The organism is Erythrobacter sp. HL-111 (genome assembly GCF_900105095.1).
GTDB lineage: Bacteria > Pseudomonadota > Alphaproteobacteria > Sphingomonadales > Sphingomonadaceae > Erythrobacter.
Genome location: NZ_LT629743.1, coordinates 659,544 through 676,246, shown reverse-complemented (window position 1 = coordinate 676,246; position 16,703 = coordinate 659,544). Strand labels below are relative to the sequence as shown.

Annotated in this window: 18 protein-coding genes; 11 read left to right on the top strand and 7 right to left on the bottom strand. The window is 66.1% G+C overall.

The annotated features are described in order from the left end of the window. Positions 1-16: 16 nt before the first annotated feature. Positions 17-1,387, bottom strand: coding sequence for an IS1380 family transposase (locus BLU08_RS03275; RefSeq protein WP_090193770.1), 1,371 nt, complete (start codon positions 1,385-1,387; stop codon positions 17-19). Positions 1,388-1,566: 179 nt separating this feature from the next. Here BLU08_RS03275 and BLU08_RS03270 point away from each other — a divergent pair, with 179 nt between their 5' ends. Next, on the top strand, positions 1,567-2,424 hold the full coding sequence (locus BLU08_RS03270) for a MoxR family ATPase (RefSeq protein WP_090195229.1): 858 nt from the start codon (positions 1,567-1,569) through the stop codon (positions 2,422-2,424). Here the strand turns inward: BLU08_RS03270 and BLU08_RS03265 are convergent. Further along, entirely contained in the window at positions 2,399-3,847 is a 1,449-nt protein-coding gene (locus tag BLU08_RS03265) for a methyl-accepting chemotaxis protein (protein ID WP_090200943.1), read from the bottom strand. The two genes, BLU08_RS03270 and BLU08_RS03265, sit on opposite strands and share 26 nt — an antisense overlap. A gap of 126 nt (positions 3,848-3,973) precedes the next feature. Here BLU08_RS03265 and BLU08_RS03260 point away from each other — a divergent pair, with 126 nt between their 5' ends. The 3 genes from BLU08_RS03260 (at position 3,974) to BLU08_RS15070 (ending at position 6,030) form a co-directional block, all read left to right on the top strand. Further along, positions 3,974-5,158: a VWA domain-containing protein gene (locus BLU08_RS03260; RefSeq protein ID WP_090195226.1), complete on the top strand. Its 1,185-nt coding sequence runs from the start codon at positions 3,974-3,976 to the stop codon at positions 5,156-5,158. Positions 5,159-5,204: 46 nt separating this feature from the next. After that, positions 5,205-5,657, top strand: a complete 453-nt coding sequence (locus BLU08_RS03255; protein ID WP_090195223.1) for a DUF1801 domain-containing protein — start codon at positions 5,205-5,207, stop codon at positions 5,655-5,657. Between the two features lie 232 nt (positions 5,658-5,889). Then, positions 5,890-6,030, top strand: a complete 141-nt coding sequence (locus tag BLU08_RS15070) for a hypothetical protein (RefSeq protein WP_157674436.1) — start codon at positions 5,890-5,892, stop codon at positions 6,028-6,030. Between the two features lie 60 nt (positions 6,031-6,090). On the opposite strand, the gene BLU08_RS03250 is transcribed toward BLU08_RS15070, so the two are convergent. Both BLU08_RS03250 and BLU08_RS03245 read right to left on the bottom strand, forming a co-directional pair. Beyond that, positions 6,091-6,495: a nuclear transport factor 2 family protein gene (locus tag BLU08_RS03250; protein WP_090195219.1), complete on the bottom strand. Its 405-nt coding sequence runs from the start codon at positions 6,493-6,495 to the stop codon at positions 6,091-6,093. A gap of 96 nt (positions 6,496-6,591) precedes the next feature. Beyond that, entirely contained in the window at positions 6,592-7,788 is a 1,197-nt protein-coding gene (locus BLU08_RS03245; RefSeq protein WP_090200941.1) for an exo-beta-N-acetylmuramidase NamZ domain-containing protein, read from the bottom strand. 107 nt (positions 7,789-7,895) lie between these two features. Between BLU08_RS03245 and BLU08_RS03240 the strand changes: the two genes are divergently transcribed. Next, positions 7,896-8,393 (top strand): TspO/MBR family protein, encoded by a 498-nt coding sequence (locus BLU08_RS03240; protein ID WP_090195216.1) that lies wholly within the window; start codon positions 7,896-7,898, stop codon positions 8,391-8,393. A gap of 12 nt (positions 8,394-8,405) precedes the next feature. Here the strand turns inward: BLU08_RS03240 and BLU08_RS03235 are convergent, their stop codons facing one another. Next, on the bottom strand, positions 8,406-8,921 hold the full coding sequence (locus BLU08_RS03235; protein WP_090200938.1) for a hypothetical protein: 516 nt from the start codon (positions 8,919-8,921) through the stop codon (positions 8,406-8,408). A 102-nt stretch (positions 8,922-9,023) separates the two neighbouring features. Between BLU08_RS03235 and tyrS the strand changes: the two genes are divergently transcribed. The 4 genes from tyrS (at position 9,024) to cysK (ending at position 13,057) form a co-directional block, all read left to right on the top strand. After that, positions 9,024-10,262, top strand: coding sequence for a tyrosine--tRNA ligase (tyrS, locus tag BLU08_RS03230; protein WP_090195213.1), 1,239 nt, complete (start codon positions 9,024-9,026; stop codon positions 10,260-10,262). A gap of 116 nt (positions 10,263-10,378) precedes the next feature. Continuing rightward, positions 10,379-10,717 (top strand): PilZ domain-containing protein, encoded by a 339-nt coding sequence (locus tag BLU08_RS03225; RefSeq protein WP_172800969.1) that lies wholly within the window; start codon positions 10,379-10,381, stop codon positions 10,715-10,717. Between the two features lie 113 nt (positions 10,718-10,830). Beyond that, on the top strand, positions 10,831-12,135 hold the full coding sequence (locus BLU08_RS03220; RefSeq protein WP_090195205.1) for an MFS transporter: 1,305 nt from the start codon (positions 10,831-10,833) through the stop codon (positions 12,133-12,135). Position 12,136: 1 nt separating this feature from the next. Beyond that, entirely contained in the window at positions 12,137-13,057 is a 921-nt protein-coding gene (gene cysK / locus BLU08_RS03215; RefSeq protein WP_090195202.1) for a cysteine synthase A, read from the top strand. 24 nt (positions 13,058-13,081) lie between these two features. Here cysK and BLU08_RS03210 read toward each other — a convergent pair whose 3' ends face one another. Next, complete coding sequence (locus tag BLU08_RS03210) at positions 13,082-13,465, bottom strand: MerC domain-containing protein (protein ID WP_090195199.1); 384 nt, start codon at positions 13,463-13,465, stop codon at positions 13,082-13,084. A 79-nt stretch (positions 13,466-13,544) separates the two neighbouring features. On the opposite strand from BLU08_RS03210, the gene BLU08_RS03205 reads away from it, so the two are divergent. Both BLU08_RS03205 and BLU08_RS03200 read left to right on the top strand, forming a co-directional pair. Further along, positions 13,545-14,180, top strand: coding sequence for a DUF1826 domain-containing protein (locus tag BLU08_RS03205; protein WP_233996142.1), 636 nt, complete (start codon positions 13,545-13,547; stop codon positions 14,178-14,180). Positions 14,181-14,317: 137 nt separating this feature from the next. Further along, a complete protein-coding gene (locus BLU08_RS03200) occupies positions 14,318-14,782 on the top strand; it encodes a hypothetical protein (protein WP_090195192.1) in 465 nt (154 codons plus the stop codon). 93 nt (positions 14,783-14,875) lie between these two features. Here the strand turns inward: BLU08_RS03200 and BLU08_RS03195 are convergent, their stop codons facing one another. Next, the gene (locus BLU08_RS03195; RefSeq protein WP_090195188.1) at positions 14,876-16,681 is read right to left on the bottom strand and encodes an acyl-CoA dehydrogenase C-terminal domain-containing protein; all 1,806 of its coding nucleotides are present in this window, start codon (positions 16,679-16,681) and stop codon (positions 14,876-14,878) included. Between the last annotated feature and the right edge of the window lie 22 nt (positions 16,682-16,703).

The following is a 16,703-nucleotide window of genomic DNA, read 5'->3' as shown; positions in this document are numbered from 1 at the left end:
GGCACTGCCGCGCCCGCTACGTCGGCGCAGGCTTGAGCGCGAGAACGATGGCACGCATCAGATCGGCATCGGGGCACGCAGAGGCGAACGCTACGCGGATTCGGGTGGCGCTTTCCATGACGCGGGCAGCAACCTTGAGCAGCCGCAGGCGCAGGGTCGTAAACTCGGCTTTTGCCAGAGCGGTGGTCTTTGGGATCGCCTGCTGAACGCGCCACAGCAGCCAGTAGGCAGCGGTGTGCAGGATCAGGCGCATCTGGTTGGCGTTCGCCGACCGGCACGAGGTGCGGTCACTGGCCAGCTGGGTCTTGTGCAGCTTGATCAAGTTCTCGGCCTGCCCGCGCGCACAGTAGAGCGTGTCATAGATGTATTCAGCCGAGCCTTGGGTTAGCGATGTGACGACATAGCGGATATCCATGCCCAGCGTGCTGGCCTCGATCCTGGCGACGACGCGGCGCTGGCGGTTCCAGCTCTTCGCGCCGTAGCGGGTCTCGGCATAGCTGCGCAGGACCGGGAGTTGGCACTCGGCGCGGCGGACCGCGCAGGCATCGGCGGCAGTGACGATAACCGGATCAGCGCGCAGCGCGGCGTTGGTCGGCAGACCGAACACGTAATCGACATGGGCCGCCTCGCAGAAGGCCATGACCTCGGGCCGTCCATAATGCCCGTCGCCTCGGATGGTGATGTGGGTATCGGGCCAGTGGCGGCGAAGATGGCGCACCAGACGCCGGATATGCCCTGCCGCCTCCTTGCCAGAAGGCGTCTTGCCCGTGCGCAGCAGCATCGCCACCGGCCGGCCCGTTGCCGTGTCGTAGACATGGATCGGCAGGAAGCAGCGCTCCCCATGATGTCCGTTCCAGAAGGAGAGTTGCTGATAGCCGTGCACGACGTCGCAGGTGTCATCGATATCCAGCGTCACCGCCGCCGGCGGAGTGGGGTAGCTGGCGCAGTAGATGTCGATCATGATCCCCAGCATCTTTGCCAGTTCGCGCGTGCTCGGCGCATTCTCCCAGCGGCTCATCGTCGGTTGGCTGGCCAACCCCGCACCCGATCCCGGCAGCTTGCCCAGCGCAAGGCGGAAGCCCGGATCATCGCGCAGAGCGTCGAGATCATCGGCATCCTCATAGCCGCAGGCGATCGCGAACATCCGCGCGCGCAGGATATCTTCAAGCCGATGAACCACCCGAGCAGGATCGCGCGGATCGGCAATACACGCCGCAAGCCGCTGGCAGAGCCCCATCATGCGCTCGGCCTGAGCCAGCACCAGGACCCCGCCATCCGAGGTCAGCCTGCCGCCGTCAAACGCAGCTGTGACCTTCTTGCCGCGCACTGCTGGAAACGAAAATACGGACGCGCTATCATCGCATCCGGCGGGTGTGGTCTGTGGCATATTTTGCCCCGTTGCAGGTCTGGCTTAAGCAACCACATTCCTACAACAATGCAAATGCTTACGCCACTCCCGCCAACCCGTCAGACCACTGCCGGTGAATAATCCGGGCTAGCCCTTGCGCCGCCGCGGGCTGCGCCTTATCGCTCTCGGCCAGCCAATTCAGTCTCACAGGGAAACTCATGGCCGATCAGCAGCGCTTCGAAGGCACCAGCAATTACATCGCGACCGAGGATCTCAAGGTCGCCGTCAACGCCGCGGTCCTGCTTCGCCGCCCGCTGCTGGTAAAGGGCGAGCCGGGTACGGGCAAGACCGTGCTCGCGCACGAGATCGCCAAGGCGATCGACGCGCCGCTGATCGAATGGAACGTGAAATCCACCACCAAGGCGCAGCAGGGCCTTTACGAATACGACGCGGTCGCCCGCCTGCGCGACGGCCAGCTGGGCGACGAGCGGGTCCACGACATCCGCAATTACATCAAGAAGGGCAAGCTGTGGGAGGCCTTCACCAGCGAACGCCTGCCCGTGCTGCTGATCGACGAGATCGACAAGGCCGACATCGAGTTTCCGAACGACCTCCTGCAGGAACTCGACCGGATGAGCTTCGACGTCTACGAGACCGGCGAGCGCATCGAGGCGAAGGAACGCCCGATCGTCGTCATCACCTCGAACAACGAGAAGGAACTGCCCGACGCCTTCCTGCGCCGCTGCTTCTTCCACTACATCAAGTTCCCCGACCGCGAGACGATGCAGGAAATCATCGACGTGCACTTCCCCGGCATCCAGAAGGCGCTGGTGAAGAAGGCGATGGACGTCTTCTACGAACTGCGCGAAGTGCCCGGGCTCAAGAAAAAGCCCTCGACCAGCGAACTGCTCGACTGGCTCAAGCTGCTGATGAACGAGGACATGCCGCTGGAAACGCTGCAGGATTCGAACCCCAACAACGCGATCCCGCCGCTCCACGGCGCGCTGCTCAAGAACGAGCAGGACGTGATGATGTTCGAACGGCTCGCCTTCATGGCGCGGCGCAACCCGTCCTGATCGCCCTCGATGAGCCCGCCGCTTCGCCGAAGCTGTAGGCGAATTTGAGGCTCCCCCAGCGTTCCCCGCCAAAGCGCAGCGGCACGTAGATGCTGCGCTGGACGACATATCGTTCACCGTCGGGCGCGTAGCGGAAGACGTAGGCGCGAAACGGCGCGGTGGTGTCGCGTCCGTCGTCCTTTGCCTCTTCCGGCAGGATGCGGCCATTGCGGCAATATTGCGTGTCATGGGCGATGTCGCCCGTGGGCGCTTGCGAATAGCGATCGTTGTGGGTCGGCATGAAGCCATTCACATCGACGCACACCGTCGCGATGCTTTCGGCCACGGCATCGGTCGAACGGTTGAGGATCGGCTTCCAGCTGGCAGCCGCGAAATCCGTAAGGCGGGTGGTGAAGCGTTCGGGCGCGGACCCCGCGATCAGGCGGTAGTCCCGGTCGAACACCGCGCCTCGCGTGATCGTGCCATTGGCGATTCCGGCCTCGGTTGCCTCGATGATCTGGCGCGCAACGCCCATGGCGTGCTCGGCCATGACCTTGTCGTTCGGCGAGAGACCGGCATGGACGATGGTATCGAACATTTCGTTGGCGATCCGCTCCAGCCCTGTCGCCTCCTGCTGCGCCTCGAACAGCTTGTCCTCGTTCTCGCGCGTGACCTCGTCGAAATGGATGAGGCCTTTCTGCACGGCCGAGACATGGCCGCTGATCGTGCCCGTCGCGCGGGCGATGACATCGTTCTGGCGATCGACTTCCTCGACCAGTTCGCCGACGCTTTCGATCGTGGTTTCGATCCGCGTGACCGAGGCCCTCGCATCGTCGCTCGCCTTGCTCCCTGCCTCGATCCGGCCGATCACGACCCCCGCCTCCTCATTAAGCGCGTCGAGCGTCACGGCAATTTCGTCGGTCGCGCGCCGCGTATCGCTGGCGAGGCTCTTAACCTCGCTGGCGACCACCGCGAAGGTTCGCCCGGCATCACCCGCCCGCATCGCCTCGATCGTGGCGTTAAGGGCAAGGATGTTGGTCGTCTCGGCGATGTCCTCGATGTCCTTGGCGCTGCGTTTGACCTGCTCCATCGCGGCTGAGAAGCTGGTGACATGCTGTCCCAGCGCATCGACCAGTTCGAGCAGCGAATTGATCTGGCCCAAGGAGGACTGGATCAGCCGGGTTCCCTCCTGCAGCCGGTCGGTCGCCCGTTCGGACAGCAGGCGCGCTTCGTCGCTCGCTTCGGCGACGCGGGTGTGATCGGCCTCCAGCGCCGCCACCGTGCCGCGCAGGGCCTCGTGCTGGGCATGGAGCGCGCGGGACGAACGAATCACCGCCTCCATCACGCCGGCGACCTCGCTGCACCCGACCGTGACGGCGCCGCAGCTTTCCGGGATCCGACCTAGATCGGTCGCGTCTGTAGTATCGATTGCAGTCGGCTTCATCATCTGCGCCCCGTGAAACAGCCTGTCCCCGCAAGGGTGTATCCATGCTTGGTTAGCGAAGACTTAAGGGCGGGCCCTTAGCGAAGGGGCTGGAAAGCGCGGGCCGCTGCGGTTAGACGAACGCCCATGTTCTTCAACTTCGTCGACGAATTGCGCGCCGCCGGGATCGGCGCGAGCTTCAAGGAGCACCTCACCCTGCTGGAGGCGCTCGACCGGGACGTGATCGAGCAGACGCCCGAAGCGTTCTACTACCTCTCCCGCGCGACCTTCGTGAAGGACGAAGGGCTCATCGACCGGTTCGACCAGGTGTTCCACAAGGTCTTCAAGGGCGTGCTGACCGATTACGGGCAGAACCCGGTCGAAATCCCCGAAGACTGGCTGAAAGCGGTCGCCGAAAAGATGCTCTCGCCCGAGGAAATGGCCGAGATCGAGAAGCTCGGCAGCTGGGACGAGATCATGGAGACGCTCAAGAAGCGGCTCGAGGAACAGCAGAAACGCCACGAGGGCGGGAACAAGTGGATCGGCACGGGCGGCACGTCGCCCTTCGGCAATTCGGGCTACAATCCCGAAGGCGTACGGATCGGCGGTGAGTCCAGGCACAAGCGCGCGGTCAAGGTCTGGGAAAAACGCGAGTTCCGCAATCTCGACAACACCAGGGAACTGGGCACCCGCAACATCAAGATGGCGCTCAGGCGCCTGCGCCGTTTCGCGCGCGAGGGCGCGGCGGACGAGCTCGACATCGACGCGACGATCCGCGGCACGGCCAAGCAGGGCTGGCTCGACATTCACATGCGGCCCGAGCGGCACAATGCGGTGAAGCTGCTGCTGTTCCTTGATGTCGGCGGGTCGATGGACCCCTTCATCAAGCTGTGCGAAGAATTGTTCAGCGCGGCGACGAGCGAATTCAAGAACCTCGAATTCTTCTACTTCCACAACTGCCTCTACGAAGGCGTGTGGAAGGACAACAAGCGCCGCTGGCAGGAACGCACGAAGACCTGGGACGTGCTCCACAAATACGGCCACGATTACAAGGTGATCTTCGTCGGCGACGCGGCGATGAGCCCCTACGAGATCACCCATGCGGGCGGCAGCGTCGAACATATGAACGACGAAGCGGGCGCGGTCTGGATGAAGCGCGTGACCGACACCTATCCCGCGACCGTATGGCTCAACCCCGTGCCCGAAAAGCAGTGGGGCTATTCGCAATCGACCAAGATGATGCGCCAGCTGGTCGACGACCGGATGTATCCGCTGACGCTCGACGGGCTGGACGATGCGATGCGGGAGCTGTCGCGCAAGCAGGGGCATTGAAGCGGGGCCGTTTGCGGATCGGGCGAATTGCCATTAGACCGGCTCCGTGAACACGGCGCAGAAGACCCTTCAGGAAGCGATTTCGGAATATTCTTCCGAGATTGCTGCCCTTGCCGAAGCCCTGATTTCAAAGGGATGCGCCAAGGCGCCCGGCGCCAATCTGCTCGTCTACGATGCCTATAATGCGCTCGCTGTGGGATTTTCTGCGAACGACAAGCAATCGGGCATTGTCTTCTCGATCACCTCCTACCCGCGCTGGGTGAGCCTGTTCTTCCCGCGCGGGACGGAGCTTGCGGACCCCGAGGGCCTGCTGAAAGGCTCCGGGAAGACGATCCGCCATGTTGTGATCGAGGACGTGGACCATTTCGACGATCCCGCCATTCAAACCCTCATCGACCAGGCGCTCGCCTTCTGCGATCCTCCCGTTTCAATCGAAGCCAAGGGCGAGGTCATCATCAAGTCGGTCTCCGCAAGGAAGAGGCCGCGTCGGCCCGAATGAGGGGGCGTCGTCTGGGCAAGCGACCGGGCTCCCTTCCAAGGCCCGGCCTGATCTGCTATCCTGCAGATATCGCAGGAAAAGCCCATGCGCCTACTCTCCCTACCCCTCCGCGCGCTCGCACTCATCGACGCGGACAAGGCGGGCGCTGCGGAAACCCGAACGCGGGCCGAGGCGGAGAGGACCCCCGACAGCGCGATCTGCAGCGGTCGGATCGAACAGGGTGCACAGAGCGATGGGCCAGCCCCTGCTGATGCACCGCGGGCCCGCAACGTCCGACGATCCGCCGATGATCTACGCCGTCGACCGGCGGCAGGACGGCTGCACGGTCATGGTCGTGAAGGGCGATCCTTCCGAGATCCGCCCGCTCCCCTAACAGCCCGAGAGCGGAAAGCTACACTGGCGCGCCCCGCCCTCCCGCTATAACGCCAAAAAATCAGGCCGTGCCCATCGCGCGGGCCGTGCCCAGCGTGTCGATATATTGCTGGAAGCGCACGACCTTGCCGTTCTCGATCGTCCAGACATGGGCGGCCTGCACGTCGAGCGGCTTGCCCGTGCTCTTCCACGTGCCGGTATAGCGGCCCATCGCCACCACCCGGTCCCCGCCATCGACGATATCGTCCATCTGCACCGCGAAGCCCTCGAAGTCCTCGACCGTGCGGGCGAACACGCCCTCCATGATCTCGCCGAAGCCGCGATAGGGATTGCGGTCCGCGTAGGGGTAGTTCTCGGCCTCGTTCCAGACGATGTCGGGTGCCAGCGCCTCGCCGAAAGCCGCCATGTCGCCGACCGCGAAGGCAGCGTAGATGCCCTCCACGACATCGCGCGAAGATTTCGCCATCTCCACTCCCCCCACTTTTGCCCCGACCGTTGCGAAGGCCCTACGCGAGAGCCTATGGGATCGCGCGGCTAAAGGGAAGCGTCAAACCGAGCCGTCTCAGTAAAGCAGGTGCCCCCGCACCTCCGCGATCCATGCCGCCTCCTCGGCTGACGCCAACGCGTCGAGATCGCCCGGCGCCGCCGCGCTGTCATCGACCCATTCGCGCAAGGAAGGCCCGCCGTTGATCACGTCGATCGCAAGCCGCTCCAGCTCGTATTCATAGGCGAAATCGCGCCACAGGTCGTAATCGGGATAGAGCCTGCGGATCGCCTTGAACGCCAGCGCCTGCAAGCGCCACGGGCGGAAGGCGTCGTGGGCGTAGAACGGCCCTTCCGCGTGCAACATCAAGGCGTTGCACAGGGAACCTGAGTGCTTGTGAAAGGTCGGCTCGAACCAGCATTCGCGGATCGCCGCGCCTTCGCACCAATCGGGAGCGAGGCTGCGCATCTCCGCCAGCACGGCCCTGGCGTCCACGTCCGGAGCCCCGAACAGCACCTCCAGCGGCCGCGTGGTCCCGCGCCCCTCGGACAGCGTCGTTCCCTCCAGCATCACCGTCCCGGCATAGCAGCGCGCCATGTTGACATTGGCGGCGTTGGGCGACGGGTTCACCCATACCCGCGAGATCGGCCAGCCATGCCCCTCGCCGTCAGGCTCCCAGCCCTCCATAGCCACCACCCGGTAATCGACGTCGAGCCCGAAATGCGCGATGAACCAGTGCCCCATTTCGCCCATGGTGAGCCCGTGGCGCATCGGCATGGGCGCAGCCCCCACGAAGCTCTCCTGCCCCGGCACCAGCAGCGTCCCTTCGACCGGGCGACCGGCGGGGTTAGGGCGGTCCAATACCCACACGCTCTTGCCCCGCCTTGCCGCCTCTTCGAGCAGGTAGAGCAGCGTGGTGACGAAGGTGTAGATTCGGCAGCCCAGATCCTGCAGGTCGAACAGGAAGACGTCCGCGCTCTCCATCATCCGCGCCGTGGGGCGGCGCACCTCGCCATAGAGCGAGAACACCGGAATGCCGTAGACCGGATCGAATTCGTCGGCAGTCTCGACCATGTTGTCCTGCTTGTCGCCCTTCAGCCCGTGCTGCGGGCCGAAGGCGCTGGCGATGTTCACCCCTGCCCCGATCAGGGCATCTAGGCTGTGGACGAGGCCCGCCGTCACGCTCGCCGGGTGGGCGACCAACGCGACGCGGCGACCCTCCAGCGCGGTCAGCAAGGATCGGTTTTCGAGCAGGCGGTCGATGCCGAATTTCACGTCAGTCATGGCCGCGGGGTTGGCGCAGCCGCTCGGCGAAGGCAAATCTTTTGGCATCTCTGCCCGCGCGCGCGGGAACCGCTTGCCCGCTCCTTCGCTTGTGCAGCATGGACATCGAATGGACCCCCGCGATCATCGCCGCGCTCTGGGCGATCATCCTCGGCGGCGCCGGCGGCGCGCTGACCGAGATCGGGGATTGGTACCGCAACCTGAAAAAGCCGAGCTGGCAGCCGCCCGACTGGCTGTTCGGCCCGGCCTGGACGATCATCCTCGCCCTGTCGGGCTGGAGCTTCTACCTCGCCTGGACCGCCGCCGAAACGACCGCGGGAGGCATCGCCATCGGCGCACTGTTCGGAGTGAACTTCGTTCTCCACTTCGCCTGGTCGCCGCTCTTCTTCAAGATAAAGCGCCCGGATTTCGCGCTGGTGGAAAACATCTTCCTCTGGCTCTCGGTGTTGTCGCTGTGCCTGTTCCTGCCGCTCTGGTCGCCGCTCGCCGGCTGGCTCAACCTCCCCTACATTTCCTGGGTGAGCTTCGCCTTGCTGCTGAACTGGAAGATCGTGCAACTCAACGCCCCCTTCGGCCAGCGCCCGCAGGAAGCGTGAAGCGCTCGGGCCTTAGCGCTCGACGATCAACTGGCGGCAGGCTTCGGAATGGAAATCGGGCGGTCCCGGCGGGAAGGCGAGCGCCCAGTACTGCAGGCCGCCGGAGGCGTGTTCGATCACCGCGCTCAGCCCCACCTGCGCCGGGCTGGCGAGATCGGCTGCGAGGTTCGCTTTCAGCACCAGCACCCCCGCCCCGTCGCTGGCCGAATGCGCGCAGGATACTGCGACGGCATCGACCGGCGCCTCGCGCATTCCCTCGCGGTAGCGGTCGAAATCATACGCGGCCCAGCGGCCCGAGGGCGCGAGGTTGAATTCGCGGTAACCCTCTTCCCCGATGCCCTGCCAGAAGATCTCGAAACAGGTCGATTTCCACAGATCGTCGGTGCGGACCGAAGGTCCGGCGCCGGGCAGGACCACGCCGCCGAGCCCGCCCTCGAGCCGGAATTCGGCCTCGCAACCGGTTTCGGTCGCGGCGACACGGGCCAGGACGGCGCGCACCGGGCCGAGGTCGCAGGTGCGGTGGAGCATCAGGGGGATCATTCCGCCCCTGATGCCACAGCGCCCGCATCACGCAAGGCCCGCGCGCAAGGCTCTAGGCGATCGCGGCAAGCGCTGATAAGCGCCCCCGCCATGAACACGGGCACTGCCAACTACACCTCCGACCTACTGCGCCTGCTGGACGAGCGCGGCTACATCCACCAGGTCACCGACGCCGCCGGGCTCGATGCGCTTGCGGCAAAGCAGGTGGTGCCCGGCTATATCGGCTTCGACGCGACCGCGCCGAGCCTTCATGTCGGCAGCCTCGTCCAGATCATGATGCTGCGCCGCCTGCAGCAGGCCGGGCACAAGCCGATCGTGGTGATGGGCGGCGGCACGACCAAGATCGGCGACCCTTCCGGCAAGGACGAGAGCCGCAAGCTGCTCACGCCGCAGGTGATCGAAGCCAACATCGCCTCGATCTTCACCGTGTTCGAGCGCCTGCTGACCTTCGGCGAGGGACCGGGCGACGCGGTGATGGTCAACAACGACGAATGGCTTTCCACCCTCGGCTATATCGACCTCCTGCGCGATGTCGGCCCGCATTTCACGATCAACCGGATGCTCACCTTCGATTCGGTGAACCTCCGGCTCGAACGCGAACAGCCGCTGACCTTCCTCGAATTCAACTACATGATCCTGCAGGCCTACGACTTCCTCGAACTCGCGCGGCGCCATGATTGCCGTTTGCAGATGGGGGGGAGCGACCAGTGGGGGAACATCGTCAACGGGTTGGAACTCGCCCGGCGGATGGAAGGGCGCGAGCTGTTCGGCCTGACGACGCCGCTGCTCACCACCGCCGACGGGGCGAAGATGGGCAAGACCGCGGCGGGCGCGGTGTGGCTCAACGAGGACCAGCTTCCCGCCTATGATTTCTGGCAGTACTGGCGCAACACCGACGACCGCGACGTGGGGCGCTTCCTGCGGCTGTTCACCGACCTGCCGCTGGACGAGATCGCGCGGCTCGAAGCGCTCGAGGGGGCGGAGATAAACGCGGCCAAGATCGTCCTCGCGAACGAGGTGACGAAACTGGTGCGCGGCGAGGAGGCGGCGCGCGCGGCGGAGACGACCGCGCGCGAAACCTTCGCGGGCGGCGCGGGCGAGGACCTGCCTAGCCTTGCCGTGGGCGAGGAAGGGATGCGGATCGGCGCGGTGCTGACGCAGATCGGCTTCACCGCCTCGGGCGGCGAGGCGAAGCGCAAGCTCGCCGAGGGCGCGGTGAAGCTCGACGGGGAGACGGTGAGCGACCCCGGCTTTCTCGTTCTGCCAGCGGCGGGCACGAGCCTGCGGCTGAGCCTCGGCAAGAAGAAGCATGGCCTGGTAACCCGTTGAAATCGGGCGGTCGCAGGGCACAGTGTTAAGCCCACGTAACCCTCGGGCTTTACCAAATGTCAGCCTTTATCTCCCATTAGGAAAGCCTCGCGAAATCCAGCGGAGGAAAGGGCGCCGTGTCCGTCGGAGCGAATCTGAGCGTTACAGACATGCGCCGCGCGGCGCGCCATCCGGTCGATTTCCCGGTGATCGTCGAGCATTTCCAGCACGGCGACCTCAACCTTCATGTCTGCAACCTGTCGGCGCACGGCTTCATGGTGGACGACGCGCACAGCCTGGCGCGCGGCGACCGGATCATCATCCGCCTGCCGGTCGTGGGCCGGATCGAAGCCTATTGCATCTGGACCCGCGACGTTCGCGCGGGCTTCCAGTTTGAACGGATCATCCGCCTCGACGATTTCATCGCGATCATCGACACGCTGCAGCCCAATCCGCGCCTGCGCCGGGGGCGTTGACCCCCTTTCCGGCGCGCCCGGGGTGCCTGCGAAGGCAGGGGCCTGATGCAGGGAAAGCCCGCGCCTGAATGCCTGCCGGCAGCGCTCGCTTGGCAGGTTCGCCCGCGCCTGTCATGGGCGAGGGCGTGACCGAGAATCCTGCCACGCACCCCTTCCGGGTCCCCAATTTCCGCGCCTACTGGGTAAGTCGCCTCGCCATGACGCTGGGGGGCTATGCGATGATGCTGATCATCGGGTGGCAGACCTACAATATCGCGCGCGATGCGGGGATGGGCATCCCGGAAGCCTCGGGCCAGCTCGCGCTAATCGGCCTGTTCCAGTTCCTGCCGCTGTTCGCGCTGACGCCTTTTTCCGGTCTGGCCGCCGACCGGTTCGACCGCCGCGCGCTGGGGCGGCTGACCGTGCTCTTGCAGCTCGCCTGTGCGGGCGTGCTCGCCTGGGCGACGGCGAGCGGGGCGATCGGGCTGCCGATCCTCTATGCGGTCGCCATCGTGCTCGGCGTGGCGCGCGGCTTTGCCGGACCGGCTCTGTCCGCCCTCGCCCCGAACCTCGTGCCAAGGGCGATCCTGCCGACGGCCATCGCCCTGTCCTCGATCGCGTGGCAGGTCGGCATGATCGGCGGGCCCGCGATCGGCGGCTACCTCTTCGCGATCGAGCCGCACCTGCCCTACACGGTCGCCGCCGGCCTGTTCGCGGTATCCGCTGCCGCCCTTTCCTTCATCTCGCGCGTGCCCCAGCCCGCGGTGCGCAAGGACCAGCGGCCGATCGGCGCGATCATCGACGGGCTGCGCTATGTCGTGAACAACAAGATGGTGCTGGGGGCGATCACGCTCGACCTTGCCGCGGTCTTCCTGGCGGGCGCCACCGCGCTCTTCCCGGTCTATGCGCGCGACATCCTCGAGGTGGGCGAAACCGGGCTCAGCCAGCTCGCCATGGCCCCCGCCATCGGCGCGGCGATCACCGCGGCGTGGTTCTCCTTCCGCCCGATCCATTCCGATGTCGGGCCAAAGATGCTCGGCGCGGTTGCGGTGTTCGGGCTCGCCACCATCGTGTTCGGGCTTTCGACCTCGATGCCGCTTTCGCTTGCCATGCTCGTCATCGTCGGCGCGGCGGACATGTTCAGCGTCTATATCCGCCAGTCCCTGATCCAGCTCCACACCCCCGACGACAAGCGCGGGCGCGTGTCCTCGGTCAGCCTGCTCACCATCAGCGCGTCGAACGAAGGCGGCGATTTCTTCTCCGGCACGCTCGCCTTCCTGATCGGCCCCGTCGCCGCGGTCGTCGCCGGCGGAGCGGGAGCGGTCGCGACGGTCGCGCTGTGGGCGCGGCTGTTCCCCGTGCTCGTCACGACCAGGACCTTCGATCCGCCCGCGGACCTGCTAGAAGGCGAACCGGACAAGAAAACACAGGAGGCCTGACATGAAAGCAGCCAATATCCTCGAAACCATCGGCGGCACCCCCCACATCCGCCTGTCGCGGCTTTTCCCCGATCACGAGGTGTGGGTGAAGTCCGAACGCGCCAATCCCGGCGGCTCGATCAAGGACCGCATCGCGCTCGCCATGGTCGAGGACGCGGAGGCTTCGGGCAAGCTCAGGCCCGGCGGGACCATCATCGAGCCGACCAGCGGAAACACGGGGATCGGGCTGGCCATGGTCGCCGCGGTCAAGGGTTACCGGCTGGTCCTCGTCATGCCCGAATCGATGTCGGTCGAACGGCGCCGCCTGATGCTCGCCTATGGCGCGACTTTCGACCTCACGCCGAAGGAAAAGGGCATGAAGGGCGCGATCGAACGCGCCGCCGAACTCGTCGAGGAAACCGAGGGCGCGTGGAGCCCCGCCCAGTTCGAGAATCCCGCGAACGTCGCCGTGCACGCGCGCACCACGGCGCAGGAAATCCTGCGGGATTTCGCGGAGTCCCCGATCGACGTGATGATCACCGGCGTCGGCACCGGCGGCCACCTCACCGCCTGCGCCGAAGAACTGAAGAAGGTCTGGCCCTCCTTCAAGGCCTATGCGGTCGAACCCGAAGCCTCCCCCGTCATCAACGGCGGAGAGCCCGGCCCGCACCCGATCCAGGGCATCGGAGCGGGCTTCATCCCGGACAACCTCCACACCGACGCGATCGACGGGGCAATCGCCGTCGCGGCCGACGATGCGAGGGAAATGGCCCGCCGCGCCGCGCGCGAGGAGGGGATGCTCGTCGGCATTTCGTCCGGTGCCACGCTCGCCGCGATCGCGCAGAAGCTGCCCGACCTTCCCGAAGGCGCGCGGATCATGGGCTTCAACTACGACACGGGCGAACGCTATCTTTCGGTGCCGGACTTCCTGCCGGTGGAATAGGCGCTGCAGGGCGCAGGCGGCGCGCTAGGCTTCGAGCGCCCGCGCGCGCAGGTTGACCGCGTGCGCGAGGATCAGCAGGCTCGCCCCGCCGATGGTCAGGGCCTGTTCCTGCCATTCTTCGCCGACGAGCAACGCGCCCCCCATCGCGCCGAACGCCAGCAGCAGGATCGGGCCGAGCCAGCGCACGGCGATGGCCCGCCGGCCGAGCACCCACCCGCTTACCAGCACCACCGGGACGAGCAGGACGGCGTGGAGCCATTCCGCTTCCGCAACGCGCCCGAGCGCGCTCGCCGAAAGCACCGGGAGCAAGGCGAGCGCGACCGGAAGGGCGAGGCAATGGACGAGGCAAAGGCCCGACAGGGCAATGCCGAAGCGATCGAGCAGGCGGGTTCCGGCGGCGTTTTTCATGGCGTCCTTGCAAGTCGTGTCGCATCGGGCTAGCGATGTTACAACGTTACATCAAGCTCGCAAAGGCACTGCATTGACGATGATCTCCGAACAGGTTGCCCCATGCGCGCCCGAAAGCGCTGCGCCGCTCCCGCAGGCTGTCCTTTCCACCGCTCCCTCGGTGCTCGGGCGGGTGCGCGATGCGGACAGCAACCTCGCCATCTGGCAGCGCCGTGCAGTGATCGACTGGAGCCCGCTTCTCGCTGGCGAACCGGCCGATATCCGCTTCGACACCGAACGCGCCGCTCTTGCGGACCGATTCGCGCAGGCTCTCGCGCGGAACGGCTTCGCCGCTCCGCATCTCCACCGCGCCCTGACCGACGATGTCTCGCTCCTGGCCGGGCTGTTCTGCTCGGCGCTCGGGATCGAACGCCTCGAACTCCGGCTCGAGGTCGTCACGAGCGATTCCTGCCGCAAGTTCCACGCCGATTACGTCGTCGCCCGGCTGATCACGACCTATGTCGGACCGGGCACGCAGTGGCTCGAAAGCGCGGACGCGGCGCGCCTGCGCGAAGGCGGCGAACCGCGCCGGATCAACCGGATGGCGGCGGGCGATGTCGGCATCTTCAAGGGCCGGTTGGCGAGCGAGCACCCCGCGATCCACCGTTCGCCCCCGATCGCGACCTCGCCCGGCCCGCGCCTGCTGCTGGTGCTCAACCGGACCGAACGGCCCTGATCCTCGGCGGCTGCGGCACCAATCGCGGCGACAGGGCGAATTCTTCGAGCCGGATTGGCCCTTTCCTTAACCCGCTGGCGCTAGGCATCGGGGCGAGACATGGCCCATTCGAATCTAGCCTGCCGGGACCTGCGCCCATGAAATTCATCAAGCTCGAATCGCGCGGCGGGAATTACCTCGTCGTGGCCGAGAACGTCGCCTGGTTGCGGACCGCCGAGAACGGCCAGACCAGCGTCGGCATCGTCGGGGGGCAACCGCTGCTGGTGGTCGGTTCGATCGAGGAGGTGGCGGAGAAGATCCTCGCCGCTGCCGGCCCGGACGAGCCGACTGCCGCCGCGCCCGCGCCCGCGCCGCCCGCCGCTCCCGTCGCTGCCCCTGCGCCCGCCGCCGCGCTACCGCATGAAGCGCCCCCGGCCCCGCAGCCGGACCCTGCACCCGTTGTACCTGTGACCCCGCCGCCCCCGGCAGCCCCCGCACCTCCCCGCAGCGCGAGCCGGGGCGCGACGAAGGGCACCACCCTTGCCGAACGGGTGGCGGCGGCCGCCGCCGCGGCCCCGCGGATCAAGGCGGGATCGCAGCGGATGCTGAAGATGCACGAATAACCCGTCTCGCCCGTTCGCAAGCGCAAAGGCAAGCGGCCACCCCGCGCGAACGGGGTGGCCGCCTTGCTGTTCCTTGCGCGGAAAGCGTCCGCCTCAGGCGGCGGTGGCGAAGGCTTCCTCGGTCAGCTTCATCATGTTCTCGCTGCCCGCCTCGAGCTTGCGCCGCAGCGCGCCCGCATCGGGCAGCCAGCGTTCGGCGTAATAGGCCGCCGAGGTGAGCTTGGCCTCGTAGAACGCCCTGTCCGACGGATCCCCCGCGAGCGCGTCCTGCGCGACCTTCGCCATCTTGAGCCACATGAAGCCCAGCGTCACGATGCCCATGATGTGCATGTAGTGATGCGCGCCCGCGCCGAGGTGGTTGGGGTTCTGCATCGCGTTCTGCATGAACCACATGGTCGCCGCCTTCTGCTCGCCCAGCGCCTTTTCGAGCGCGGTGGCGATGGGGGCGAGGGTCTCGTCGCCCTTCACGCTGGCGATTTCCTCGTCGATCACGGCGAAGAACTTCTGGATCGCCTTGCCGCCCTTGGCCGGGAGCTTGCGGCCGCACAGGTCCATCGCCTGCACGCCATTGGTGCCTTCGTAGATCATGGCGATCCGGCTATCGCGCACGAATTGTTCCATGCCCCATTCCCTGACGTAGCCGTGCCCGCCATAGACCTGCTGCATGTTGTTCGCGATGTCGTAGCCCTTGTCGGTGCCGTAGCCCTTGATGACCGGGGTCATCAGGCCGATCAGCATGTCGGCTTCCTCGCGCTCCTCCTGCGTCTGGGCCTTGTGCGTGAGGTCCACTTGCAGGGCGCCCCACAGGCACAGCGCGCGCATCCCCTCGTTGAAGACCTTGGCGTCCATCAGCATCCGGCGCACGTCGGGGTGGACGAAGATCGGATCGGCTTTCTCATGCGTGTCCTTCGGCCCGGTCAGGGCGCGGCCCTGGCGCCGGTCGAGCGCGTAGGTGACGGCGTTCTGGTAGGCGACCTCGGCCTGGGCGAGGCCCTGCAGGCCCACGCCGAGCCGCGCCGCGTTCATCATGACGAACATCGCGGCCAGGCCCCTGTTTTCCTCGCCGACCATCCAGCCCTTGGCGCCGTCGTAGTTGAGCACGCAGGTCGCATTGCCGTGGATGCCCATCTTCTTCTCGATCGAACCGCAGGAAACGCCGTTGCGCTCACCCGGCTCGCCGTTTTCATCCAGAATGTACTTGGGCACGATGAACAGCGAGATGCCCTTCGAACTGTCGGGCGCGCCCGGAGTCTTGGCGAGGACGAGGTGGATGATGTTGCTGGTGAGGTCGTGTTCGCCCGCCGAGATGAAGATCTTGGTCCCGGTGATCGAATAGGAACCGTCCTCGTTCGGCTCGGCCCTGGTCCGGATCATGCCGAGATCGGTCCCGCAATGCGGCTCGGTCAGGTTCATCGTGCCCGACCATTCGCCCGAGATCATCTTGGGCAGGTACATGTCCTTCTGTTCCTGCGAACCCGCCGCCTCGATCGCGGCGGTCGCGCCGTTGGTGAGGCCGGGGTACATCGCGAAGGCCTGGTTCGCGGTGCCGGTGAATTCCTCGATCACGAAGCCGAGCACGTGCGGCAGGCCCTGCCCGCCATATTCGACGGGCTTGGCGATCGTACCCCACCCGCTTTCGACATAGGCGTCATAGGCTTCCTTGAAACCGGGAGGCGTGGTGACCGAGCCGTCCTCGTGGCGGGTGCAGCCATGTTCGTCGCCGACCTGGTTGAGCGGCGCGAGCACCTCGGCGCAGAACTTGCCCGCCTCGTTGATGACCGTGTCGATCATGTCGGGCGTGGCGTTCTCGAAACCGGGCAGGTTGCCGTAGCTGGCAAGGTCGAGCATCTCGTTGACGACGAAACGCGTGTCGCGGGTCGGGGCGGTATAGGTCGGCATCGCTTTGATCCCTTCGTAAGCG

Excerpts from the sequence above, each read along its gene's own strand:
- BLU08_RS03275 (WP_090193770.1), bottom strand. The coding sequence starts at position 1,387 with ATGCCACAGACCACACCCGCCGGATGCGATGATAGCGCGTCCGTATTT.
- BLU08_RS03235 (WP_090200938.1), bottom strand. The coding sequence starts at position 8,921 with ATGCTCCACCGCACCTGCGACCTCGGCCCGGTGCGCGCCGTCCTGGCC.
- tyrS (WP_090195213.1), top strand. The coding sequence starts at position 9,024 with ATGAACACGGGCACTGCCAACTACACCTCCGACCTACTGCGCCTGCTG.
- BLU08_RS03240 (WP_090195216.1), top strand. The coding sequence starts at position 7,896 with ATGGACATCGAATGGACCCCCGCGATCATCGCCGCGCTCTGGGCGATC.
- BLU08_RS15070 (WP_157674436.1), top strand. The coding sequence starts at position 5,890 with ATGGGCCAGCCCCTGCTGATGCACCGCGGGCCCGCAACGTCCGACGAT.
- BLU08_RS03260 (WP_090195226.1), top strand. The coding sequence starts at position 3,974 with ATGTTCTTCAACTTCGTCGACGAATTGCGCGCCGCCGGGATCGGCGCG.
- BLU08_RS03195 (WP_090195188.1), bottom strand. The coding sequence starts at position 16,681 with ATGCCGACCTATACCGCCCCGACCCGCGACACGCGTTTCGTCGTCAAC.
- BLU08_RS03210 (WP_090195199.1), bottom strand. The coding sequence starts at position 13,465 with ATGAAAAACGCCGCCGGAACCCGCCTGCTCGATCGCTTCGGCATTGCC.
- BLU08_RS03220 (WP_090195205.1), top strand. The coding sequence starts at position 10,831 with ATGGGCGAGGGCGTGACCGAGAATCCTGCCACGCACCCCTTCCGGGTC.
- BLU08_RS03270 (WP_090195229.1), top strand. The coding sequence starts at position 1,567 with ATGGCCGATCAGCAGCGCTTCGAAGGCACCAGCAATTACATCGCGACC.
- cysK (WP_090195202.1), top strand. The coding sequence starts at position 12,137 with ATGAAAGCAGCCAATATCCTCGAAACCATCGGCGGCACCCCCCACATC.
- BLU08_RS03250 (WP_090195219.1), bottom strand. The coding sequence starts at position 6,495 with ATGGCGAAATCTTCGCGCGATGTCGTGGAGGGCATCTACGCTGCCTTC.
- BLU08_RS03200 (WP_090195192.1), top strand. The coding sequence starts at position 14,318 with ATGAAATTCATCAAGCTCGAATCGCGCGGCGGGAATTACCTCGTCGTG.
- BLU08_RS03265 (WP_090200943.1), bottom strand. The coding sequence starts at position 3,847 with ATGAAGCCGACTGCAATCGATACTACAGACGCGACCGATCTAGGTCGG.
- BLU08_RS03205 (WP_233996142.1), top strand. The coding sequence starts at position 13,545 with ATGATCTCCGAACAGGTTGCCCCATGCGCGCCCGAAAGCGCTGCGCCG.